Origin of the sequence: Streptomyces sp. NPDC050548, from assembly GCF_044457385.1 — a bacterium.
Classification (GTDB): Bacteria; Actinomycetota; Actinomycetes; order Streptomycetales; family Streptomycetaceae; genus Streptomyces.
In genome coordinates this window covers 145,728-167,024 of record NZ_JBITGV010000007.1, presented here as the reverse complement: position 1 = coordinate 167,024, position 21,297 = coordinate 145,728, and the positions used below count along the sequence as shown (strand labels likewise).

Below are 21,297 nucleotides of genomic sequence, written 5' to 3'. Positions count from 1 at the left end.
ACCAGGCTGGCACCGGGATGCGGCCGGCGCGGGAGAGCAGGGTGCCGAGTGGACGGTGTAGCCGACTACACCATCAGCCGCCTCCGGTCCCGGCCGGGAACACCGAGTCCAGCCCTGTCATGAGCTGGCCGTAAGCGCGCTCCGCCTCGGCGACGGCGTCGTCGTAGGCCTCGTCGGCGGTGCGGCCCGCGGCCATCGTCCGCCAGTTCGCCATGCCGAGTTCCTGCTGGACGACGATCAGGTGGGTGGCGGCGAGGCGTCTGGTGAGCGGGGTGGAGTCGGCGATGTCGGGGTCGGGGTCTGGGAGGGTCAGGGCTTCGGCGAGGGCGTCGATCTCCTGGCTGCGGTAGCGCTGCACCAGGCCGGTCTGGAGGCTCGGGGTGCCGTAGAGCAGGTCCATGAAACTGAGCACGTCGGGGTGGTCGTTCAGGCCGGTGATCGGGTCGCGGGCGGCGAGGCGGTCCAGGAAGTGGGCGCGCAGGGCGGCCGTGGGGGACAGGGTGGGCGGGCGTTCGCGTACGACGCGGGCCGCCTCGCCGAGGTGGTCGGCGAAGCGGTGCAGGACCAGGTCCTCCTTCGCCGGGAAGTACCGGAACAGCGTGGCCTTGGAGACCTCGGCCGCCGCCGCGACCTCGACGACCGACACCTCGTCGAAGCCCTTCTCGCGGAAGAGGCGGAGGGCTTCCTGCGCGATGAGGTTCCGGGTGCGTTCTTTCTTGCGCTCGCGGAGGCCGGGGAGTTCGTCCATGCGCGCCACACTACCAGACCATGAGACCGAGAATCAAATGAGACCGGAGATGGAGTGAAGTCGAGAATCTTCTGAGACCTGGTTGCATTTTCTGTCGGTTCGGTGTTCCCTTGACGCAACGACGACGAGAGGGATCGCGATGACCGACGACGTTCTGATCGTGGGCGCCGGGCCGACCGGCCTCACGCTCGCCATCGAGCTGGCCCGGCGCGGTGTGGGGGTGCGGATCGTGGACGCGGCGCCGGTCCCGCACCGGGAGTCCCGGGGCAAGGGTCTGCAACCGCGCACCCTGGAGGTACTGGAGGACGTGGGCGGTACCGAGCGCGTGCTCGCCACCGGGACCACGCGGCTCCCCTTCCGCAAGTACTTCGACGGCAAGCATGTGAACGACACCGACCCGTTCGCCGACGCGCGCCCCACGCCCGACGCGCCGTACGAGCGAGGGGTGCTCATAGGGCAGTGGCAGGTGGAGGAGATCCTGCGCGAGCGCCTCGCGGAGTTCGGGGTCGGCGTCCGACTCGGCACGGAGGTGGCCGAGTTCGAGCAGGACATGGACGGAGTCACGGCCGCCCTCGCCGACGGGGAGCGCATCAGGGCCGGCTACCTGGTGGGCTGCGACGGTGGGCGCAGCCGGGTGCGCAAGGTGCTGGGGGTGCGCTTCGACGGCACGACCGAGGAGACCCAGTCGATGGTCGTCGGGGACGTGCGGGCCGAGGGGATCGGCCGGGACGTGTGGCATCAGTGGTTCACCTCGGACGGCGGCGGGCTGGCGCTGTGCCCCATGCCCGGCACGGACTCCTTCCAGCTCCAGGCGAGCCCCGAACTCGGCGCGGACGGCGAGCCGTTGCCGCCCTCGCTGGAGAGCTTCCAGCGGATCTTCGACCGGTACGCGCGCGTGCCCGGCGTCACGCTGACGAACCCCACCTGGCTCTCCGTCTGGCGGGTCAATGTCCGCATGGTCGACCGGATGCGGGTCGGCCGGGTCCTGCTCGCCGGGGACGCGGCCCATGTCCATCCGATCGCGGGCGGGCTCGGCATGAACACCGGCATCCAGGACGCCTACAACCTGGGCTGGAAGCTGGCCCTCGTGGCCGGCGGGCAGGCCGGACCCGGGCTCCTGGACACATACGAGGAGGAGCGTCTTCCGGTGGCCGCGTGGACGCTGGGGGTCTCCACCGACCTGTACGCCCGGGTGCTCGAAGCGGTCAAGGAACCCGGCACGGGTATCGAGGTCGCGGCTCCGCCGCCGATGGGTACGGGCTACCGGTGGAGTTCCCTCGCGGGTCCGGCCGACGATTCTGCCGGCTCGGTCGACTCTGTCGGTGTCGGCGCTGTCGGTGTCGGCGCTGTCGGTGTCGGCGCTGTCGGTGTCGGCGCTGTCGGTGTCGGCGCTGTCGGTGTCGGCGCTGTCGGCGATCCCGCCGTCCTGCGCCCCGGTGACCGCGCTCCCGACGCCCCCTGCCTCGACGCCTCCGGGCATCCGGTCCGGCTCTTCCAGGTGTACGCCGACCCGCGGTTCACACTGCTCGGCTTCGGTGCCGAAGTCGCGGACGCCGTGGGCAAGTTGGCGGTCGAGCACGAGGGTCTGCTGCAGGCGTTCACGGTGGCCGATCCGCACGACCTTCGCGACCACGAGGGGCATGCGCGCCGGGCATACGGAGTGACGGATCCGGCCCCGGCCCTGGTGCTGGTCCGCCCCGACAACCACGTGGCGCTGTTCACCCGCGACCCCGCCGAGGTAACGGACTATCTCTCACGCATCGCTACATTGCCGCCCAAAGAGTGATACTCGGAGTATGAGCATGGCAGCGTACGAACTACTGGCTGCGTCGCACGACACGCTCAACGTGACCGCAGCCTTTCTCGGTGGCCTGCTGATCGCAGGCGCGCTGGTCTGGGCCATACATTTCGGTATGAAGGTCCGGGACCAGGAACTTCCGCGGCCGCTCCCCGAGGAGCAGCCTCACCTCCCCGCCGGCGGCGCCGTCCACGAGATGCGCGAGATGCGGGAACCCGACGAGATGCCCGTCGCCTCGGAGGAGAAGGAACGGCTGATGCCGTACCAGCTCCATCACTCCGGAAGCAGGACGGGAAAGAACCAGAAACGGCAGCGCTGGGTGCCGGGGAGGAGCGGTTCCTTCGGCGGGGGCGGTATCGGACACGTCTGACCCGCCCACTCGCCGGTTCAGCTGTTCGTCGTCCTTACTGGCGCGCCCCGGAGGTCTTCGGGTCGTAGACCGCCAGTGCCCAGATGACGAACACATCGACCGCGATCATGATGACCGACCAGATCGGGGCGTACGGCAGGAACATGAACTGGAGGATCGCGCTGAGGCTCGCGAGGACGATGCCGCAGACGCGGGCCCAGCTCATGCCCTTGAGGATGCCCAGGCCGGTGGCCACGCCCACGGCGCCCAGGCAGAGGAGGATCACGCCCCAGCCGGTGAGGTTGATGCTGTACACGTAGCTGCCGACGCGCGTGTAGACGTCGTCCTTGGCGAGTGCGGAGATGCCCTGGAGGATGGCGATGACGCCGTTCATCAGCATCAGGACACCGGCGAAGACGGCACCGCCGGCCGCGAGCCCGCCGCCGGAGGGGGGCGGGCCGTAGCCGCGGGTGCCGGGTGCCTGACCGGCGTCGTTCCAGACCGGGGGCTTCTCCTCGCCGCCGGCGGACGTCGAGTGCGGCTGCTGTGTGGAGTGCGGCTGCTGCGTCATGGCGGTGCCCCACCTCTCTGTGGTGTGCGGTGTGCGGTGCGTGGTGGTTCGGTCTCTCTGCGGTGTGTGGTGCTTCGACCATCCGGCCGAGGCACGCCCTCCACCAGGGGGGTTACGCCGTCCGGGTGAGCCCCCGTCTGGGCCCCGGGTCCTCGTCCGCCGCCAGGAACTCCAGCACCGCCGGCGCGAAGAGCAGGGCGAGGGCCGGCCCCGCCACCACTCACTCGGTCGGGTACGACCAGACCAGAGCAGATGGGCCAGCAGGGCCGCGGCCACCAGGAGTCGGCCGATCCACGTCCGGTACCGGCGGACGAACGGCCCCACCGGCCCCGTACGCAGTCCCACCCCGTCGGCCGTGGCCCGCCCCGCCCCGATCCCGGACGTCCACAGCCGCCGTACGAGACCCACCCGCCGACCCGGCCCCGTCAGCCAGGCACCGAGCGCGACCGCCACCCCCACCCCCACCGCCACGACCATCCGCACCGACGTGCTCACAGCGCGTCGCCCGACGCCGGGGAGAACCGTCGCGCCGGCCACCCCCAGCGCGCCGGTGACCGGCGCCCCGCGCCGCCGCTTAGCCGGCAGCACACCGGCCGCGACCAGGACGAGGGCCACCAACGGCAGCCAGGCGCCCGCCAGTTGGAGCGAGCGCACACCCGACGACAACGAGCAGAACGGCGACCAGTGAACGCACCCGGTGCCGGGGCCCCGCGCCCGTTCCGCGAGCGGTGCCACGTCGTTCGGGTGAGTCCGGCATGCGGGCGCACGGCGACGGACCTTCACTTGAGGGACGGCCCGGGGAAGCGGCGACTCATGGAGGCGACATGGCGTGGTACAGGTCCGGCGCGGCGCTGACGGCGGTCGTAGCCATCACCCTCACCGCCCTCACCGGTTGCTCCGACGACAGCAGTACCTCCTCCGTCGCGAGCAAGGCGGCGTCCGCCGTCGCGTCCATCGGAGCGCAGGCCACGGCTGCCATCGCGTCGGCGACCGCCGAGGCGGGCCGCAGACTCGACGAGGTGAAGAACGGCGTCGACGCCAAGGACGCGGTGAAGCTGGGCACGGCAAGCACCGACTCGGCAGGGCGCAGCACCGTCGAGGTCACCGCCGACAACAAGGCCGACTCGACCAAGTCCTTCGCCGTACAGGTCGAGTTCAAGGACACGGGCGGGAATCTGCTCGACACCGTGGTCGTCACCGTCTCCGACGTCCCGGCCGGACAGTCCGGCACGGCGACCGCCCGCAGCAACCGCAAGCTGTCGGGCGACGTGAAGGCGGAGACGGGGACGGCGCTGCGCTACTGACCGCGCTGCGGGGGGGGTGGGTCGGGTCAGGCCATCCAGAAGAAGACGGCGGTCATCCGCTTCTCCTCCAGGGTGCTGCCGTGGTAACCGGTCGCGCTGTGCACGAGGTTGGCGTGGTAGAGCAGCAGGCTGTTGTACCGGTGCGGCACGCGTACGTCCTCTTCAAAGGCGTCGGGCGCCACGAACCGCGTACCCAACGCCTCGACGAGGTTGTTGTGCGGAGCCTGTACGACGTTGCCGCCGAGCCGTCCGCCCGGCAGATGCTGCCGGTAGAAACTGGTCCCGCAGTCCTTCGGCACGGAGGGATTGAGATACAGCACGGCGGCGTACCGGCACAGCGACCGCGAGTCGGTGTGGGGCCGGGGTTCGCTCTCGCCCTCCCCCACGACCTGGATGCAGTTGTGGTTGAGCGTCCCGCCGCCGGGCGCCTTCTGCACCCACAACTCCTTGGCCCCGGTGGCCTGTTTGACCAGCCTCTCGATCCGCCCCAACTCGGCCGGCTCAAGCCCCGGCATGGTGCGCAGCCCCGGCCAGGTCTCCGAGGTGTACGGATACCCCTTCACCCAGTCGTCCTTCGCGAGACACCGCTCCCGTACGGCGTCGACATCCGGAAGGACGTCGTTCAGCACCCAGTAGTCACGGCCCTTGGTGGGCTTGCGATAGGGCAACACGGGGAGGGGCGCCTGACGGGCCCGCTGGGGGTGTGGGGGGAGTGGTGGCATGGGCCCGAACGTATAGCGGGGGTTCACCAACGCTGTGCCATACACCGGTCAACATTCCGTCAACGGAAGGGCGTTGACCTACTCCTGGCCTTCCGCCTCGGCGGTGAACAGATCCTCCGCGTGATCGACCGTCAAGGCCCGGTCGAACCAAAGGGTGAGTGTGTCGAGGTCGGTGCAGGACGTGATGCGGTCCTGTACGTCCTGGGAGACGAGGATTCCGCGCTTCTCCAGCAGACGCAGGATCAATGCGGCGCGATCTTCGGCCTGCCCCTTGGCTTCGCCTTCGGCCTGACCTTCGAGATACGCCCTCTCCATGAGGTGCCCCCGGCCGGGGAAGTAGTTGACGAAACCCATGATGCTCCTCCATTTGTCTCCGACGGGGGTGTCCCCCAGAGTGACGTCGAGAAATTGGTAGATGTAGTCGGAGGCGTCGGAGTCCATGCCACCGAGGGCCTGGTCCAGTGCGTCCAGTATGGCGTCGCATTCGGGGTTGTTGGCGTGTGTCAGGGCGGAGAACGCGGCCATCGCGGGATTCTTCGCCGCGCTCCGCACGTCCGTGATCATCGGCAGGCTGTCCGGCCCGACGACGAGGGGACACGTGCGCTGGACCGTCCAGCCGCGCGTACCGCAGTCGAACGGACCGGCCGCCCACTTGGCCGTGGCCCGGTCGCGGCAGACCACGAGCAGCAGCACCGGCAGCTTGTACTTCGACTGGAGATACGCGACGTAGTACGCCCAGCTCTGCTCCTTCCTGTCATCCCGCCGCTCCTGTGCCTCGACGGCGAGCAGGAAGTCCTCGCCGTCCGACGGACAGATCCGCAGCGCCGTATCGATGTGGCGGGCCATCGGCCGTGTCTCCGTCGCGTCGGTGGTGATCGCGTACACCGCCGCCTTCTCGGACAACTCGATGCCCAGCACGGTGAAGACGGGCGCGAGGATCTCGGGCCGCTCCTGGAAGATCCGGTGCATGCCCTCGTGAGCTGATGTGACCATGTGCGCAACCTAGATGGATCAAGGACCGGACTGTCCGGCCGATTCGGAGACGTTCACTTTTTCGAGGGGCGAAGGAACGTTCAGGCCGCACCGCCCAGTTCGCACCACACGTTATTGCCCCGGCGACCGCCCCTGGACAGCGGCTGCCAGCCCCACTGCTTCGCACAGGCGGCGACGAGGGCGAGTCCGCGCTCGTCCTCCAGATCGGTGATCGCGGTCAACTCACGTGGAGGGTGCGGTGGTTCGGGGTTCGCGTCCCAAGCCCCGATACGGAGGGTGTCCGGCGCCCAGGACACCCGCAGCGCGGCGGGACCGTCCGTATGCCGTACGGCGTTGCCCACCAGCTCCGTCGCCAGAAGCTCGGCGGTGTCGACCAGGCCGATCAGCCCATGCATCGTCAGGACGAGGCGGAGGGTACGGCGGCAGACCGTGACGGAACGGAGGTCGTTGGGGATGTGGAGGGAGTACTCCCAGGGAGCGGGACCTTCGGTTTCGGGCATGCGTGAACTCCGTGCGTGAGGTGGGAAGTTGAGGCCCGGGGGGGGCGGTGGCAGTGCCGCAGCCGTTCTGGCAGGACGGAGCGGTGCGCTTCCGGTGCCCCGGGGTTCCGCAGGGTGTGCGGCGCATCACTGACGGTAGGGTCCAAGGTTGGTCCACTGCAAGCTGTTGCCGTAATCTGCCCACGAACGGGGCAGCGCCCCAAGGCCGTTGAGGAGCGAGGAAGAGCCCATGCCGCGGAGAAGGCAACCCACCGCGCGCCAGGCACGCCTGGGTGCCGAACTGCAGAAACTGCGCGAAGCAGCCGGGCTCACGGGACGCGAAGCAGCGGCGGCACTGGGAACCGACGCGGGACGGCTGAGCCAGATCGAGTCCGGTGTGGCCGGGGTCAGCGAAGAGACCGTGCGCCGGCTCGCCGCCAATTTCGCCTGCGCCGACAGCGAATTGGTCGACGCCCTCGTGGCCATGGCAACGGACCGGACGCGTGGCTGGTGGGAGGAGTACCGGGGTGTCCTTCCCGCCGCCTACTTCGACCTCGCCGAGCTGGATCATCACGCGACGTTCCGTCACGACGTGGCGGTCACGCACGTGCCCGGTCTGTTTCAGACCGAGGCCTACGCACGCGACCTCTTCTCCTACATGAACCCGGAGTTCCCGGAGAGCGAGTTGGACCACCGGGTCGCCCACAGGATGAAGCGGAAGGTCATCATCGAGGGCCCGGACCCCATCCCGTACGACACCGTGATCCATGAAGCCGCGCTCCGCATCAGGGTGGCCGGCCGGGTCGCCTTCCGTGCTCAACTCGCCCAGATCCTCGATCTGTCGGAGGCGGAACACGTCACCGTGCGGGTCATCCCGTTCGAACTGGACGCCTTCGCGGGAGCTGGTGGGGCGATGGTGCACCTGGGCGGGGTGGTGCCCCGCCTGGACACCGTGGTGCGCGACGCTCCACACGGCACCGCGTTCCTCAACTCCGAAGCCCAACTGGAGCACTTTCGAAAGCTCTTCCGTAAAGTGAGGAACGAGTCGCTCGACCCCGCTCAGTCACGTGACCTCATTCACCAGCTGGCCAAGGATCTGTGAGGTAGAGCCATGATCACCCCCGCTCAGTGGCAGAAGTCATCCTTCTCCGGCGGCGGTGAAGGCAACGACTGCGTCGAGCTCGCCGCAACCCCCACCACAATCCACCTCCGCGAATCCGACACCCCCGGCACCGCACTCACCACTACCCCCACCCCCCTCGCCCAACTGCTCCAAGCGATACGCAAGACAGACACCCTCACGCCGCGCCCGTAGAACCCGCCAGGCAGGCCCTCCGAGCGCGGGCGCGTCAGCGTTTCAGGGTGAACGTGAAGTTGTCCGAGACCCTGTCGTTCAGGCGGGCGGTCGAGACCAACCGACCCTCCGTGATCAGGCGTTCGACCTCGGCCCGTGGCAGGACGCAGCCCTCCGCGATCAGTCGTACCGGTCGGATCGGGATCCGGGCCGTGAAGCGGACCGCCATGTCGATCACCTCGCGGTTCAAGTGGTCCGATCCGCCGGTGTCGAGGCGCCACGCGCCGGACCAGTCGAGGGCGATGCGGTTACGGCGCTGGACCACGGGGTCCTGGAGCAACTCCGACGCCAGAACGACATCGTTGGCGTGCAACCGCGCCAGCAGTTCCGGTCGTATGGAGCGCACGTTCGCCCGTTCCATGACCGTGAGTTTCGCCGTGTCCCCGCATCCCGTGCAGAGGATCAGGAGCCAGACGTCCAGCAGCTTGTGGTGGGCGTTGACGCGGAACTTGCCGCTCGCCCGGAAGTGTCCGGCCCCGCACGCGTGACAGCGGCGGCGGACGAGTGGCAGGCAGGTGGGCATGACCACCCAGTTTTCGAGCACAGAAGTACACCGTTTCCAGTGAGAAGACCGCAGCAAAAAGGAGCGCGGCGCAACAGCGCGACGCGCGACGATTCAGCACTCGGGGGGTCTCACACGGTGTACAACGGCACGTCCTTGCCCAGACGACTCGGTCGGGCAGCACGGTAGAGGGGGAGAGAGCCAAAGCTCCACCGGTTTTCGCGCGCCGCTCCCCGTACGTGTCACATTCGCGGCACCCGTTTCGTCAGTCCTGTGCAAGCAACGGCAGCGAAACAACGAAACGCAGAGGAGCCCACCATGGGTGCCCGACTCAACGCCTTCACCAGCCCGATCGCCGGCAAGGCCCTGAAGCACTTCATCGCCGCGGGCAAGGTCGTCGAAGACTCGCCGCTGCCCGCCGCCACGCAGGAGCTGGTGAAGATCCGGGCGAGTCAGATCAACGGGTGCGGGTTCTGCACCGACATGCACACCAAGGACGCCGCGGCCGCTGGCGAGACCTCGGTACGGCTGAACCTCGTCGCGGTGTGGCGCGAGGCCACCGTGTTCACCGACGCGGAGCGCGCCGCGCTCGAACTCGCCGAGGAGGGCACCCGGATCGCGGACGCGGCCGGCGGGGTGAGCGACGAGGTGTGGGGGAACGCCGCGAAGCACTACGACGACGAGCAGCTCATGGCCCTCGTCTCACTGATCGCCCTCATCAACAGCTTCAACCGCATGAACGTCATGCTCACGATGCCGGCCGGCGACTACCAGCCCGGTCAGTTCGCGTAGCGCACGCACCGCCCGTCCGGCTCCGACGACCTGCTCGGTGCCGGACGGCGCCTGCCGGAAGCGCTCGATCACCGTCAGGAACCGGTTCGTGCCGCCGTCACCGCGCTCGTCAGGCGGGCTTCGGAAAGCGCTCCGGCTGTCGCCGCGGCGACCCTGCCGCGCGGGTCGATGACGAGCGTGACGGGCAGACCCTGGGTGCTCACCAGGCCCTTGGCCAGCTTGCGGAACTGCTTTCCGTCGGGGTCCAGGAGGCTGGCGTAGGACATGTGGTGGGTACGGGCGAAGGCGCGTGCGTCACCGGCGGAGTCGTCCTCGTTCAGCCCCAGGACGACGACATCCTGCCCCTTCGTCTTCTCCTGGTAGCGCACCAGCATGGGCGTCTCCTGACGGCAGGGCCCGCACCAGGAGGCCCAGACGTTCACCACGACCGTCTTCCCCCGGTACCCGGAGAGGCGGACCGTACGTCCGTCGGTGCCGGTACCGGCGATGTCCGGTGCAACGGATCGCCGCGCGGCGTCGATCTTCAGAGTCCCGTCCGCGTCGTAGCTGCGCCCCGGGGTGCCGTGCGGGTCGTCCTGCGCCTCGGTCACGCCGATGAGTGCCCCGGCACAGACGAGGGCCGCGAGGACGGGGACGTAGACGCGTGCGGGGATGCGTTTCACTCGGGGTTCCTTCAGTTTCCGGAGGAGTCGACGCAGTGGCTCTGCTGCCGGATCGGCCGGACGATCCGGCTCACGTCCACCAGCGCACTGTCGAGGGCGGTGTCCTGTTCGGAGAGCGTCACCTCGACGGCGGGAGTGCGGCCGTACGTGACGACCACCTTGAGGCCGTCACGGGACTGGCTCTGGCGGTAGACCCAGTCCACGCCGTTGACGGACACACACAGGTCGGTGGTCGGGGCCGGGGGTTCCAGCCCGCAACGGAGCACGACCGCCTCGTCGCCCCACACGGCGACGCCCGGTGTGCCGGTCTCGGCACGCCGGTGTCCCTCCAGCGCGGCCGGGTAGTCCTTGGCGATGCGTGTGCAGGCGGAGGAACGGGCATGGGGGGCCTGTTCGATGGCGTAGGCCGGCGCGTCCGACTCGTGTACGACGAGAACGGCCGCGGCAGCGACGGCCGCGACGCCCGTCACGCCCGTCACGCCGAGGACGAACCACGTTCTACGGGATGGACATGCCATGCCGGAAGTACCCCCGATGTCACGCTGCGCGGTGTTGCCCACTGGTCGGACAGAACGGTACGCCCTCGCCCAACTGCCCTTGTGGGCACCGGGAATCAGGGCCGGCAAGCACCAGCCGACCGGAGGGGCCCGCCGCCTGGCGGGGCCCCCGCCACACCCGCCACTTGTGACGCGCCCCACTCGGGCTTTACCAAAACCAAAGACTTCGAACGCTTCCCCGATCCGTACTCCCCACTGTCCGTACCGCCGACGGGCGGTCCACGACACAGGAGGTACGGTGCGCTTTTCGCGGAACGCGACGGGAACGATGGTTGTGGGCGGTGCCCTCAGCCTGACTCTCGTCGCCCTCGCCTATCCGGCAATGCTGGGCGTCAACACGGTCTCCAGCGCGCCCACACGCGTCATCGCCAACACGCAGTGGGGGCCGCTGACCGAAGCGGACCGCGACTTCGTGGTGAAGGTGCGCGCGGCGGGGCTGTGGGAGTACCCGGTCGGCCAGATAGGTCTGAAGAAGGGGGCGAGCCCGGCGGTCATCACCGCGAGCAAGCACCTGATCGACGGCCACGCGGCGCTGGACTCGACCGTCCGCAAGATCGCGCCGATGCTCAACATCACGATCCCGAACCAGCCCAGCCCGCAGCAGCAGGGGTTCATCAACACCCTGAACGGCGACAGCGGCAAGCAGTTCGACACGGACTTCGCCAACATCCTGCGCGTGACGCACGGTTCGATCTTCAACACGATCGCGAAGATCCGTTCCACGACGGAGAACACCCTCGTGCGGGTCCTCGCCAACCAGGCCAACGCGACGGTCCTGGACCACATCACGGTGATGGAGGACACCGGCCTGGTCAACTTCAGCCAGGTCCTCTTCCAGGAGACGACCCCGCCGAAGCTGCCGGCCGTGGACCTGACCCCGCCGCCCCCGGCCGCGGGCGCGCCGGAGGTCGTCCTCACCCCGCCGGTGAACAGCACCACCCAGCCGCCGGCCCTGCCGGGCGAGTCGCCCAGCGGGAACGCGGCCAACCCCAGCCAGACCCCGACCGTGGGGTGAGTTCACCGCAACGCGCGCTACGCCCCCAGCCACACGGTCGTGTCCGGAGCCAGCAGCCCCAACTGCCCCTTCCCCGCCGCCGGTTCGCTGCTCAGCAGCACCTCCCCCGGCGGCAGGGCGACCGGCTCCGCCGACAGGTTGGTGACACACCGCCAGCCCTCGGTGCGGGTGAAGTGCAGTACCCCGGGCGGGCTTTCGGCGGCCCAGGTGAGCAACTCCCCTTCGAGCAGCTTGCGGCGCAACCGCAACGCCCTGCGGTAGAGCTCCAGGGTCGAGCCCTCGCTCCCGTCCTGTGCCTCGACGGCGTACGACGCGAAGCTCGCCGGCTGCGGCAGCCACGCGGGTCCGGACCCGAAGCCGTACGACGGACCGGTCGTGGTCCACGGCAGGGGTACCCGGCAGCCGTCGCGGCCCTTGTGGGTGTGGCCCTGTTGTTCCCAGATCGGGTCCTGGAGGACCTCGACGGGCAGGTCGGCGACCTCGGGCAGTCCGAGTTCCTCGCCCTGGTAGACGTACGACGAACCGGGCAGCGCCAGCATCAGCAGGGTCGCGGCGCGGGCGCGGCGGAGGCCTGCCGCCGGGTCGACGGGTGGTGTGCGGCCGTCGGACAGGAGCCAGGTGTTCGGGTCGGTGCCCCTCGGCAGCATCAGGCGCGAGGCGTGGCGTACGACGTCGTGGTTGGACAGCACCCAGGTGGCGGAAGCACCTGCCGCGTGGGCCGTGGCGAGCGAGCCGGTGATCACCTCGCGCAGTTCGGCCGCGTCCCAACCGGCCTCCAGGTACTCGAAGTTGAAGGCCTGGCCGAGTTCGTCGGGGCGGGCGTAGAGGGCGCGGCGGGCGGCCGGGACCCAGGCCTCGGCGACCGCCATGCGGGGCGGGGTGTAGGTGTCGAAGACGCTGCGGCGCCAGTCGCGGTAGATCTCGTGGACCTCGTCGCGGTCGTAGTAGGGGTGGCTGCCGGGCGGGAGGTCGTCGAGGACGGCCTCGGAGTTCGCCGCGAGCGGGCCGATGTCCCGCAACGGCTCGGCCAGGTCCTTCACCAGCGCGTGGGCCACGTCGACGCGGAAGCCGTCGACGCCCCGGTCGGACCAGAAGCGGAGCGTGCTGCGGAAGTCGGCCCGCACCTCCTCGTTGTCCCAGTTCAGGTCGGGCTGTTCGGGGGTGAAGAGGTGCAAGTACCACTGTCCGTCGGGGAGTTGCTTCCATGCGCTGCCGCCGAAGACGGACGGCCAGTCGGTGGGCGGGAGTTGGCCGCCGTCGCCGCGCCCCTCCCGGAACACGTACCGGTCGCGTGCGGCGGAACCGGGACCGGCGGCCAGCGCCTCCTGGAACCAACTGTGCAGGTGCGAGGTGTGGTTGGGCACGATGTCGACCATGACCTTCAGGCCCAGCTGGTGCGCCTCGGCGACCATCGCGTCGAAGTCGTCGAGGGTGCCGAGGCGCGGGTCGACGTCGCGGTAGTCGGCGACGTCGTAGCCGCCGTCGGCGAGTTCGGACGGGTAGAACGGGCTGAGCCAGAGGGCGTCGACGCCCAGGGCGGCGAGGTGGGTGAGCCGCTCGGTGATGCCTCTCAGGTCACCGAGTCCGTCGCCGTCGGCGTCGGCGAAACTGCGCGGATACACCTGGTACACAACGGCCTGACGCCACCAGTTCGGGTCACGGGAGGACAGGTCGGACACGTGGTCTCCTTATGAATTCCCTCTGCACCGAGGCGAGTTGACAGTCTTCTTCCGGTGGACCCACGATGTGCACACGCTGTGGCGCATGTGACCAATGGGCCCAGTGTTTCTCGCGTTGATCCACACCCTCCACACCCTGTACACGCCAGATGGGATCAGTATGTCCATAGCCAGTCGTGTCACCGTGCGCCGCCTGTTGGGGACGGGCGCCGCCTCCCTCGCCCTCGCCGCGGCCTCCGTAGCCGCCGCGTCCGGCGCCTGGGCCACCGGGGGGCACGGCGGCGGCGGTGACGGCTGGGAGTCGGGCGGCCACTACAAGCCCGGTTCCGGCGCGGGCACGGTCACCGAGACCGAGGGCTGCCAGTTCTCGCTGGACGGCACCAGCTTCTTCCCCTCCGTCAAGGTCGACGACCAGAACCTGAAGCCCACCGACGACGGCAAGGTCCACATCAAGGTCCGCACCGCGGGCGACGCCTCCACCTGCACCGCCTCGCTCGCCTCGTACATCGCGCACGGCCCGACCTTCGCCACCTCCGGCCAGCAGGTCTTCGTCGACTTCGACACGGTCACCGTGAAGAAGGGCCAGACCGACTCGCTCGACATCGCGGTGCCCGACGAGGGCTGCTTCGCGCAGATCGACCTCTACCGCGGCGCGGTGAAGTTCGACGGCAACCCCGCCGCCGGTGACGGCTTCGTCCACGGCGACCTGCCCAAGGGCCCCGACCACACGGTCATCAAGGACAAGCTGATCGCGGCCTGGAACGGCGGCACCAAGGACTGCACGAGCACCGAGTCCCCGTCGCCGACACCGTCCACCTCCGCGTCGGTCCCGCCGCCCGCCTCGGAGTCCACCCCGCCGGCCGACGAGTCCTCGACCCCGACCCCGAGCGCCTCCGAGTCGACCACACCGTCCGACAACCCGACCCCGGTCGCCTCCGGTTCGAGCAGCGCCCCGGCGGCACCCTCGCCCAACGGTGGCGGCGGCGACCTCGCGGAGACCGGTGGCGGCAGCAACACCGGCGCGATCGTCGGCGGCGCGGCGGCACTGCTGGCGGGCGGCGGGGCGATCGTGGTGGCTACGCGACGCCGGCGGGCTTCGCACTCGTAGACGTACCTCTGTGACTCTTTGACTCTGTGTCTCTGCGGACACCCCGCCGTTCACGACAGCCTCAGGGTCGTGAACGGCGGGGATCGTTCGTTCAGGGCAGCAGCGCCGTCGGCATCGCACGGCCGTACAACTCGTCGAGGCCGATCAGCAGGACGCCGCCTCTTTCCGCCTCGGCGCGGAGGGCGTCGCTGAAGCCGACGCCGCTGAAGCAGGCCAGCCCGCACCGCGTGGTGTCCGTGCCCCGGCCGGCGAGGAGGTCCCTGGCCCGCCCCAGGCGTTCCAGATGGTTCACCCCCATGACGGTCCCCCACTTCGCCTCGCCCAGCAGCGCGACCGACGGTCTGCTCGCACCGGACCCCGGTTCGACGACGGCCACATCGATCTCGATCTGTCGGCGCGCCTTCGGGTCCGCCACCACTCCGCTGCCGACCTCGCCCAGCGACGTACTCAGCAGGGACCTGCCGGGTCCGAGCACGTACTCCCGGCACACCGCCTCGAAGTGCGGTCCCGCCACCTGCGCGGCGAAGCGCTCCGCCGACTGCCCCCAGACCTCCGCGGCCTGTCCGCTCTCCAGCCGTGCCCACGCCGGACGCATGACCGCCTCATAGAAGTTGATCAGCGGTTCGGTAATGCGGTACTGCGACTTCCCGGCCCGGAAGATGTCCGCCTCGCGCGCCAACAGGTGGCTGTCCTCAAGGACGTTGAGCGGATGCGAGATGTCGACGGACTTGCGGCCGATGTAGCCGGCGATGCCGCCTCGTGTGGCGTTGCCCTGGGCCACCGCCGCGAGGACCGAGTGGTACAGCGCGGTGTCACGGATGTCGGCCTCCTCGGCGAGCAGGTAGCGCGCCTCGCGGAAGAGCGGACTGAACGGCGAGAGGACGGTCCGGCACACCCAGTCGTCGAAGTCCCCGAGCCCTGCGGGGACGTCGTCCGCCAGGAACTGGCGACGGTACGCGGGCGTGCCTCCAACCACCGCGTGCAACCGTGCGGCAAGGGCCGGATCATCGGCGACACTCCAGAAATCCGCCGCGGCCCGGTATCCGAAGGGGCGTACGACGAGTTCGAGCTGGGCCCTGCCCCGCAGCGGTGCGGTGCTGGCGAGCAACCCTCCCATGACGGACATCGCCGACCCGCACAGGAGCAGCCGCATGCCGCTCTCCTCCACCTGGTAGCGGTCGATCACCCGCTGGATGAGCGAGGGAAGCTCCGGCGCGACCTTCGCCAGGTACGGGAACTCGTCGACGACCACGAGGAACGGGCTATCCGCTCGCCCCGGGACGGCAAGACCGAAGAGATACGAGATCGCGTCGTCCCAGGTCGCGAAGGAGAAGGGCACCGGAGAACCCTGGTGCTCGGCCAGGGCGGCACTGAACTGCCGGAGCGACTCGGCATCGGTCCCGGCGGTGGCCCCGAAGTAGAACCCGCCGCACTGCTCGACGAGCGCCCGCAGGAGATATGTCTTCCCCATACGCCGTCGGCCACTGACGATGCCGAGCATGGCATGCGGCAGCGGCCGGCTCACGAAAGCGCTGAGCGCGTCCCATTCGGCACCGCGATCGAAGAGTCGCGACGGCTTGTCCGGCCTTGCGTGATGCTGCACGTGAACTCCTTGAAAGCCATCCACAGGGGATGCGATGAGGAATGCGCCTGACGATCGCTTTAGGGATACACCTCTAAGGACTGTATCCCTAAAGAGGTGGCGCCGAGGTCATCCGGTCAGGAAACTCCCGATCGCGACACCAAGAGCCGCCACCCCGAGGAACGTCCCACCGCCCGCGGCGAGCGCCCCCTTCACCCGCTCCCGATCCGGGCTCCCACCCGTCGTCACCCATGAAATACAGGCGGCCGCACCACCGAGGAGCGAGGCGACGATCAGAACGATCGCCACCCACACCCATTTGAGCCCCCCGCCATCGCCACCCATGAGCCACCCACCCCTTACGTCGAGGACGGACCGGCCATCGCGGCCGACCAACACGGGAGGAGCGTAGAGGGTCATCACAACACTCTCCAAACTTTATGACACTCTCTCGGTGATAAAGTCGGACCCAGAACCTTATGAAGCCGACCAGGAAGGGGCACATGCCCGTCGACAACGGCCTGGCCGGCGACCTGCTGCGGCTCACCGCCCGCATCGAGTCGGACCTGGGCGCACGCCTTCCTCATGACCCGGCCGACAAGAAGCTGCGCGACGAATACGAGACCGCCAGGCACCGCAACCTGACGTCGGCCACCTGGTCGACCTGGCTGGACGCCCGGATCTCCCAGGTGGCGACCGCTTGGGTACTCGCGACCGCGATGATCCGGTTCTGCGAGGACAACGAACTGCTCGACATCTCCTTCGCCACCGGCTCCGCGGACCTCACGAATGAAGCGTTCTCCGCGACCCGACCCCACGTATCAGCCGTCGATCTGATCGTTCACGCCATCGACCGCCTCCGCGCATTTCCCGCCATGGCCGCGGTGTTCAGCAGCAGGCATCCCCTCTGGCAGCTGAGGCCCGGACACGAGGCGGGCCAGGAGTTGCTCTCCTTCTGGCGTCGCCGGACCCCGGACGGCACTCTCCTGTACGACTTCACCGACGCCTCGCGCGACACGAGGTTCCTGGCCGATCTCCACTCGTCACTCAATGAGCGCGCGCGGAAGTCGTACGGCCAGGTACCCACCCCGGCGTTCGTCGTGGACCTCATCCACGATCTCGTGCTCGAACCGGCCCTTGCGGAGCACACGACGCCACAGGCCTCCCGGGCGGGAGGGCTGTCCGACCTCCGGATGATCGACCCCGCCTGTGGATCGGGTGCGTTCCTGCTGGACGCATACGCACGACTGTTCCAGCGCTGGTCCGAGACCAGGCCGGACATGAGCCCCTGGCAACGAGCGGCACGAGCCCTGAGGTCGGTGCACGGCTGCGACATCGACCCGTGCGCCGTGAGCGTCACACGGTTCCGCCTCTTGCTGGCCTCGATGAACACCACCGGGGAACGCCGCCTTGAGAAGGTCCCGGACCTGCCGCTGGTCGTCGCGACCGGCGACTCCCTCCTGCACCGCCGCACCGCCGACCCGAGCCCGATGACCGCGAGTACGGGCCTCCCCTCCGAGCTCGACGAGTACACCGCTCGTCACGGGCTTCTCGTTCCGGCCTCGTACCACGTGGTGACGACCAATCCGCCGTACGTCACCGTCGCGGACAAGGCCCTGTCCTCGGCCTACCGCTCCCTCTACGAGAGCTGCAGCGGGGCCTATGCCCTGCCGGTCCCTTTCACGGAACTGGCCTTCGAACTCGCTCGACCGGGCGACGTGGCGGGCCGGGTCGGACTCCTCACGTCCAACGCCTTCATGAAGCGTGAGTTCGGGCGCAACCTCGTCGAGCGCATCCTGCCCAGAGTGGAGATCACCCACGTCATCGACATGTCCGGGGCATACATCCCCGGGCACGGCACCCCGACCGCCATCATCACTGGCCGGAACCGGGCGGCGGATCCCGGTACGCCCGTCCACACGGTCGTCGGCCGTCGGGGCGAACCGTGGCTACCGGAGGTGCCCGAACTGGGCCATGTCTGGCAGTCACTACGGGCCCTGGCATTCACAGCCGAGGGGACAAGCGAGTGGGCGGAGTCCTACTTGCAGGACCGCGGACAGCTGAGCGTTTTCCCCTGGAGCCTCACACCGTCGGCGGCCCGCGACGTTCTGCGCCGTATGGAGAGCGAGAATCAGCCCTCCCGCCGACTCGGCGACCGTGTCGTCCGCATCGGCTACGCCGCCAACACCGGCTCCGACGACCTCTTCTGCGCCACCGCCGGTTCCTTCCGGCGTCAGGGGGCCGAGGAGTTTGCCACTGTGCCGGTGCTGACCGGTTCCGAGGTACGTGACTGGTCTGCAACCCCGGCCCTGATGGCGTTCTACCCCCACACAAGTCACCCCTTCGAACCCGTCATCGACCTGCAAAGCGTCCCCGGACACCATCGCCGACTGTGGCCGTACCGGACGACGCTGCGGAAGCGGAAGGGCGCGAAGAAGTCATCACCCTGGTACGACTGGCACCACATCGCAGCGACCGGGGACGCGCATCCGTGGTCCATCGTCTTTCCCTGGGTTGCCACCCACCCCCACTTCAGCCTGCTCGAAGGGTCTGCCGTCCCGCTCAATTCGGCACCGGTGATCAAGCTGCCGAAGAGCGAATCGGCGGAGTCCCATCTCGGGCTCCTGGGTACTCTCAACAGCTCGGCCGTGAGTTTCTGGCTCAAGCAGATGAGCCAGAGCAAGGGGCAGTCGCGCGCCGACCAGCTGCGCGGTGCTGAAACAGGCGGTGAAGCCTGGGCGAAAATCTACGAGTTCACCTCGACCCGGCTCCTCGACCTGCCCCTTCCCACCGCGTTCCCCGTCATGGAAGCGAGCGAACTGCACCGTCTGGCAGCCGAGGCGCAACGCGCCCTGCAGGAGATCGCCGCCCCCGACACCCCGATCACCGGTCGACTCCTCAACTCGGCCCGAAACCGGTGGTCGTCGCTCAGATCGCGGATGATCGCCCTCCAGGAGGAACTCGACTGGACGGTGTACGCCCAATATGGCCTGATCCCCGACGACGAGGAACTGATCGGTTCGGTCGAGGATGTTCCCGACCTCACCGTGGGAGAGCGACCCTTCGAAATCATGCTCGCCCGGCGCGTGGCGACGGGAGAAGCAGAGACACAGTGGTTCGCGCGCCACTCGGCGACGCCGGTGACCGACCTTCCCCAGCACTGGCCTCCGGCGTACCGGGCCCTGGTGCAACGCCGGGTGGACGCAATTGAGCAGAACGCCTCGCTGCGGCTGCTGGAACAGCCCGACTACAAACGCCGCTGGTCGGACGAGCCCTGGGAAACCAGGGTCGAGCTGGTGCTCCGACAACGCCTGCTGGACCTCTGCGAAGCGACCCACCTGTGGTTCGAGACCTCATCGGCGGGACCACGGCCCGTCGCCCGTACGCCTCGCCAACTGGCCGAACTGCTGGGCAGGAACGAGGATTTCACTAACCTGGCGGCTCTGTACGCCCCCGGTTCCGCAACGACGGACATGCTTCTGGAGCTACTTGCCGACGAACACGTGCCCCAGGCCGCGCCTCTCCGGTACAAGGCATCGGGCCTCGCGAAGCGGCACGAGTGGAGGGGAGTCTGGGAAGCCCAACGCCGAGAAGACCGAGAGGGGCCGGCCGACAAGGCGCCCCGTCCGATCGCCGACCCACCGCGCTTCACGTCCGCGGACTTCCTCAGGCCGTACTACTGGCAACACCGCGGCAAGTTCGACGTCCCGAACGAGCGGTTCGTTTCCTTCCCGTCGTCCGCCTCACCTCTGTCTCCCAACACACCGATCGGTTGGGCCGGTTGGTCCGGCGACGAGCGCACCTCGGCGGTGCTCAGCCTCCTCGAAGCCGACTCCCACGCCCATGAACAGCGTCCGGAGTCGGCCCTGCCGCTGCTCACGGCGCTCGCCGACCTTCTCGCCCGGGTCACGACGCCTGGCGACGCACACGGCACCGGTCGCAAACCGGAGAGGGAAACCGTCGAGGACGCATACAACGCACACCTCACCGTCCTGGGTCTTTCGGCCGAGGACGTGAACTCGTGGCGTCCGCTTGCCCCGAGACGAGGCAGACCGCGCAAGGACGCTTAGAAGACCGGCCTCTCCTGGGCCCCCTCAACCGTCTCCAGCCAAAGCTTCACGTACCGCTCCACATCCACGTCCAACCCCACGTCCACCAGGGCCTGTTCGCGGGCCCCGTCGTGGATCTCGGACTCGCCGTGGCGGGGGCGTCGGTCGACGATGGTCTGGCCGCGCGACGGGCCCGGGGCGAGGGAGACCTCGACCGGCAGGAGGCGGGTGGTGAGCCCGGCCGGGTCGGCGACCGCACAGACCGCGCCCGCGTCGCCGAGGCCGCCGGTGGGGGTGGGGTCGCCGGAGGCGGCCGGGTCGCGGTGGGCGAGGAGGTCGCCGGCCAGTTTCAGGCGTGGCACCGCACTCCCCCGCAGTCGTTGGACATCCGCGGCCGGGACCTGGACCCGCTCGAAGACATCCAACCCGTACATCGTGATCGGCACCCCGGCCGTCAGCAGGATCGCCGCCGCCTCCGGGTCGTGCCACACGTTGAACTCCGCGACGGGCGTGGCGTTCCCGACCGCCACCGCGCCGCCCATGAACACGATCCGCTCGATGTTGGCCGTCACCTCGGGGAACGTGCGCAGCAGCAGCGCGATGTTCGTCAGCGGGGCGGTGGGGATCAGGGTCACCGGGCGCGGGGAGGCGAGGATCTCGCGGCGCAGCAACGTCACCGCGTCCACGTCGACGGGCGTGCGCGCCGAGGCCGACAGCCCCATGTCGCCCATACCGTCCTGCCCGTGGACGTGCGCGGCCGACCGGGCCGGTTCGAGCAGCGGGCGGGCCGCGCCGCGCGCGACCGGGATGTCACCGGCACCGGCGTGGTCCAGGACGATCAGGGTGTTCCGTACGACCTGGTCCACGTCCGTGTTCCCGGCCACGCAGGTGACCGCCCGCAGGTCGAGTCCCGGGTGGCGGACGGCGAACAGCAGCGCCAGGGCGTCGTCGACCCCCGTGTCGCAGTCGATGATCACGGGGATGGGCCGACCGGTCACGACAGGGTCCTCTCGACGCAAGGGTGCTGTTCGGT

At 69.2% G+C, this 21,297-nt stretch carries 22 protein-coding genes; 10 read left to right on the top strand and 12 right to left on the bottom strand.

Annotated features, from left to right (window positions below; all coding sequences use genetic code 11):
- Positions 1 to 73 precede the first annotated feature (73 nt).
- The gene (locus tag ACIBJH_RS21110) at positions 74 to 748 is read right to left on the bottom strand and encodes a TetR family transcriptional regulator (RefSeq protein WP_399118357.1); all 675 of its coding nucleotides are present in this window, start codon (positions 746 to 748) and stop codon (positions 74 to 76) included.
- Between the two features lie 139 nt (positions 749 to 887).
- Between ACIBJH_RS21110 and ACIBJH_RS21105 the strand changes: the two genes are divergently transcribed.
- Positions 888 to 2,534: an FAD-dependent monooxygenase gene (locus tag ACIBJH_RS21105; protein WP_399118356.1), complete on the top strand. Its 1,647-nt coding sequence runs from the start codon at positions 888 to 890 to the stop codon at positions 2,532 to 2,534.
- A 10-nt stretch (positions 2,535 to 2,544) separates the two neighbouring features.
- Positions 2,545 to 2,916 carry a DUF6479 family protein gene (locus ACIBJH_RS21100; protein ID WP_399118355.1) on the top strand — a complete coding sequence of 124 codons (372 nt, stop codon included), beginning with the start codon at positions 2,545 to 2,547 and terminating at the stop codon, positions 2,914 to 2,916.
- A gap of 34 nt (positions 2,917 to 2,950) precedes the next feature.
- On the opposite strand, the gene ACIBJH_RS21095 is transcribed toward ACIBJH_RS21100, so the two are convergent.
- Positions 2,951 to 3,466: a hypothetical protein gene (locus tag ACIBJH_RS21095; protein ID WP_019075062.1), complete on the bottom strand. Its 516-nt coding sequence runs from the start codon at positions 3,464 to 3,466 to the stop codon at positions 2,951 to 2,953.
- Between the two features lie 355 nt (positions 3,467 to 3,821).
- On the opposite strand from ACIBJH_RS21095, the gene ACIBJH_RS21090 reads away from it, so the two are divergent.
- Together ACIBJH_RS21090 and ACIBJH_RS21085 are read left to right on the top strand one after the other, a co-directional pair.
- Entirely contained in the window at positions 3,822 to 4,154 is a 333-nt protein-coding gene (locus ACIBJH_RS21090; RefSeq protein WP_399118354.1) for a hypothetical protein, read from the top strand.
- Positions 4,155 to 4,290: 136 nt separating this feature from the next.
- Positions 4,291 to 4,770: an FxLYD domain-containing protein gene (locus tag ACIBJH_RS21085; RefSeq protein ID WP_399118353.1), complete on the top strand. Its 480-nt coding sequence runs from the start codon at positions 4,291 to 4,293 to the stop codon at positions 4,768 to 4,770.
- Between the two features lie 26 nt (positions 4,771 to 4,796).
- Here the strand turns inward: ACIBJH_RS21085 and ACIBJH_RS21080 are convergent, their stop codons facing one another.
- The 3 genes from ACIBJH_RS21080 to ACIBJH_RS21070 form a co-directional block, all read right to left on the bottom strand.
- Positions 4,797 to 5,492: a DUF6445 family protein gene (locus tag ACIBJH_RS21080; RefSeq protein WP_399118352.1), complete on the bottom strand. Its 696-nt coding sequence runs from the start codon at positions 5,490 to 5,492 to the stop codon at positions 4,797 to 4,799.
- A 78-nt stretch (positions 5,493 to 5,570) separates the two neighbouring features.
- Positions 5,571 to 6,485 (bottom strand): hypothetical protein, encoded by a 915-nt coding sequence (locus tag ACIBJH_RS21075; RefSeq protein ID WP_399118351.1) that lies wholly within the window; start codon positions 6,483 to 6,485, stop codon positions 5,571 to 5,573.
- 80 nt (positions 6,486 to 6,565) lie between these two features.
- Positions 6,566 to 6,985 carry an ATP-binding protein gene (locus ACIBJH_RS21070; protein WP_399118350.1) on the bottom strand — a complete coding sequence of 140 codons (420 nt, stop codon included), beginning with the start codon at positions 6,983 to 6,985 and terminating at the stop codon, positions 6,566 to 6,568.
- A gap of 229 nt (positions 6,986 to 7,214) precedes the next feature.
- Between ACIBJH_RS21070 and ACIBJH_RS21065 the strand changes: the two genes are divergently transcribed.
- Positions 7,215 to 8,066: a helix-turn-helix domain-containing protein gene (locus ACIBJH_RS21065; RefSeq protein ID WP_399118349.1), complete on the top strand. Its 852-nt coding sequence runs from the start codon at positions 7,215 to 7,217 to the stop codon at positions 8,064 to 8,066.
- Positions 8,067 to 8,075: 9 nt separating this feature from the next.
- Positions 8,076 to 8,279 carry a DUF397 domain-containing protein gene (locus ACIBJH_RS21060; RefSeq protein WP_399118348.1) on the top strand — a complete coding sequence of 68 codons (204 nt, stop codon included), beginning with the start codon at positions 8,076 to 8,078 and terminating at the stop codon, positions 8,277 to 8,279.
- Between the two features lie 34 nt (positions 8,280 to 8,313).
- Here the strand turns inward: ACIBJH_RS21060 and ACIBJH_RS21055 are convergent, their stop codons facing one another.
- Positions 8,314 to 8,841 carry a DUF1062 domain-containing protein gene (locus tag ACIBJH_RS21055; RefSeq protein WP_399118347.1) on the bottom strand — a complete coding sequence of 176 codons (528 nt, stop codon included), beginning with the start codon at positions 8,839 to 8,841 and terminating at the stop codon, positions 8,314 to 8,316.
- A 297-nt stretch (positions 8,842 to 9,138) separates the two neighbouring features.
- Between ACIBJH_RS21055 and ACIBJH_RS21050 the strand changes: the two genes are divergently transcribed.
- On the top strand, positions 9,139 to 9,612 hold the full coding sequence (locus ACIBJH_RS21050) for a carboxymuconolactone decarboxylase family protein (RefSeq protein WP_399118346.1): 474 nt from the start codon (positions 9,139 to 9,141) through the stop codon (positions 9,610 to 9,612).
- Positions 9,613 to 9,686: 74 nt separating this feature from the next.
- On the opposite strand, the gene ACIBJH_RS21045 is transcribed toward ACIBJH_RS21050, so the two are convergent.
- Both ACIBJH_RS21045 and ACIBJH_RS21040 read right to left on the bottom strand, forming a co-directional pair.
- Positions 9,687 to 10,274 (bottom strand): TlpA family protein disulfide reductase, encoded by a 588-nt coding sequence (locus tag ACIBJH_RS21045; RefSeq protein ID WP_399118345.1) that lies wholly within the window; start codon positions 10,272 to 10,274, stop codon positions 9,687 to 9,689.
- 11 nt (positions 10,275 to 10,285) lie between these two features.
- Complete coding sequence (locus ACIBJH_RS21040; RefSeq protein WP_399118344.1) at positions 10,286 to 10,792, bottom strand: DUF3515 domain-containing protein; 507 nt, start codon at positions 10,790 to 10,792, stop codon at positions 10,286 to 10,288.
- A 313-nt stretch (positions 10,793 to 11,105) separates the two neighbouring features.
- On the opposite strand from ACIBJH_RS21040, the gene ACIBJH_RS21035 reads away from it, so the two are divergent.
- On the top strand, positions 11,106 to 11,846 hold the full coding sequence (locus ACIBJH_RS21035) for a DUF4142 domain-containing protein (protein ID WP_399118613.1): 741 nt from the start codon (positions 11,106 to 11,108) through the stop codon (positions 11,844 to 11,846).
- A 17-nt stretch (positions 11,847 to 11,863) separates the two neighbouring features.
- Here the strand turns inward: ACIBJH_RS21035 and ACIBJH_RS21030 are convergent, their stop codons facing one another.
- Positions 11,864 to 13,525 carry a glycoside hydrolase family 13 protein gene (locus ACIBJH_RS21030; protein ID WP_399118343.1) on the bottom strand — a complete coding sequence of 554 codons (1,662 nt, stop codon included), beginning with the start codon at positions 13,523 to 13,525 and terminating at the stop codon, positions 11,864 to 11,866.
- A gap of 160 nt (positions 13,526 to 13,685) precedes the next feature.
- On the opposite strand from ACIBJH_RS21030, the gene ACIBJH_RS21025 reads away from it, so the two are divergent.
- Positions 13,686 to 14,633, top strand: a complete 948-nt coding sequence (locus tag ACIBJH_RS21025) for an LAETG motif-containing sortase-dependent surface protein (RefSeq protein ID WP_399118342.1) — start codon at positions 13,686 to 13,688, stop codon at positions 14,631 to 14,633.
- 91 nt (positions 14,634 to 14,724) lie between these two features.
- Here the strand turns inward: ACIBJH_RS21025 and ACIBJH_RS21020 are convergent, their stop codons facing one another.
- Together ACIBJH_RS21020 and ACIBJH_RS21015 are read right to left on the bottom strand one after the other, a co-directional pair.
- Positions 14,725 to 16,236 carry an ATP-binding protein gene (locus tag ACIBJH_RS21020; protein ID WP_399118341.1) on the bottom strand — a complete coding sequence of 504 codons (1,512 nt, stop codon included), beginning with the start codon at positions 16,234 to 16,236 and terminating at the stop codon, positions 14,725 to 14,727.
- Positions 16,237 to 16,344: 108 nt separating this feature from the next.
- On the bottom strand, positions 16,345 to 16,524 hold the full coding sequence (locus ACIBJH_RS21015; protein ID WP_399118340.1) for a hypothetical protein: 180 nt from the start codon (positions 16,522 to 16,524) through the stop codon (positions 16,345 to 16,347).
- Positions 16,525 to 16,718: 194 nt separating this feature from the next.
- Here ACIBJH_RS21015 and pglX point away from each other — a divergent pair, with 194 nt between their 5' ends.
- Positions 16,719 to 20,285, top strand: a complete 3,567-nt coding sequence (gene pglX / locus ACIBJH_RS21010) for a BREX-2 system adenine-specific DNA-methyltransferase PglX (RefSeq protein ID WP_399118339.1) — start codon at positions 16,719 to 16,721, stop codon at positions 20,283 to 20,285.
- Here pglX and ACIBJH_RS21005 read toward each other — a convergent pair.
- Positions 20,282 to 21,262: a nucleoside hydrolase gene (locus ACIBJH_RS21005; protein WP_399118338.1), complete on the bottom strand. Its 981-nt coding sequence runs from the start codon at positions 21,260 to 21,262 to the stop codon at positions 20,282 to 20,284. The genes pglX and ACIBJH_RS21005 overlap by 4 nt on opposite strands.
- Positions 21,263 to 21,297: the final 35 nt, after the last annotated feature.

What these genes read in the sequence shown, in the direction of transcription:
- ACIBJH_RS21110 (WP_399118357.1), bottom strand. Translation starts at nt 748, where the DNA reads ATGGACGAACTCCCCGGCCTCCGCGAGCGCAAGAAAGAACGCACCCGG.
- ACIBJH_RS21105 (WP_399118356.1), top strand. Translation starts at nt 888, where the DNA reads ATGACCGACGACGTTCTGATCGTGGGCGCCGGGCCGACCGGCCTCACG.
- ACIBJH_RS21100 (WP_399118355.1), top strand. Translation starts at nt 2,545, where the DNA reads ATGAGCATGGCAGCGTACGAACTACTGGCTGCGTCGCACGACACGCTC.
- ACIBJH_RS21095 (WP_019075062.1), bottom strand. Translation starts at nt 3,466, where the DNA reads ATGACGCAGCAGCCGCACTCCACACAGCAGCCGCACTCGACGTCCGCC.
- ACIBJH_RS21085 (WP_399118353.1), top strand. Translation starts at nt 4,291, where the DNA reads ATGGCGTGGTACAGGTCCGGCGCGGCGCTGACGGCGGTCGTAGCCATC.
- ACIBJH_RS21080 (WP_399118352.1), bottom strand. Translation starts at nt 5,492, where the DNA reads ATGCCACCACTCCCCCCACACCCCCAGCGGGCCCGTCAGGCGCCCCTC.
- ACIBJH_RS21075 (WP_399118351.1), bottom strand. Translation starts at nt 6,485, where the DNA reads ATGGTCACATCAGCTCACGAGGGCATGCACCGGATCTTCCAGGAGCGG.
- ACIBJH_RS21070 (WP_399118350.1), bottom strand. Translation starts at nt 6,985, where the DNA reads ATGCCCGAAACCGAAGGTCCCGCTCCCTGGGAGTACTCCCTCCACATC.
- ACIBJH_RS21065 (WP_399118349.1), top strand. Translation starts at nt 7,215, where the DNA reads ATGCCGCGGAGAAGGCAACCCACCGCGCGCCAGGCACGCCTGGGTGCC.
- ACIBJH_RS21060 (WP_399118348.1), top strand. Translation starts at nt 8,076, where the DNA reads ATGATCACCCCCGCTCAGTGGCAGAAGTCATCCTTCTCCGGCGGCGGT.
- ACIBJH_RS21055 (WP_399118347.1), bottom strand. Translation starts at nt 8,841, where the DNA reads ATGCCCACCTGCCTGCCACTCGTCCGCCGCCGCTGTCACGCGTGCGGG.
- ACIBJH_RS21050 (WP_399118346.1), top strand. Translation starts at nt 9,139, where the DNA reads ATGGGTGCCCGACTCAACGCCTTCACCAGCCCGATCGCCGGCAAGGCC.
- ACIBJH_RS21040 (WP_399118344.1), bottom strand. Translation starts at nt 10,792, where the DNA reads ATGGCATGTCCATCCCGTAGAACGTGGTTCGTCCTCGGCGTGACGGGC.
- ACIBJH_RS21025 (WP_399118342.1), top strand. Translation starts at nt 13,686, where the DNA reads ATGTCCATAGCCAGTCGTGTCACCGTGCGCCGCCTGTTGGGGACGGGC.
- pglX (WP_399118339.1), top strand. Translation starts at nt 16,719, where the DNA reads ATGCCCGTCGACAACGGCCTGGCCGGCGACCTGCTGCGGCTCACCGCC.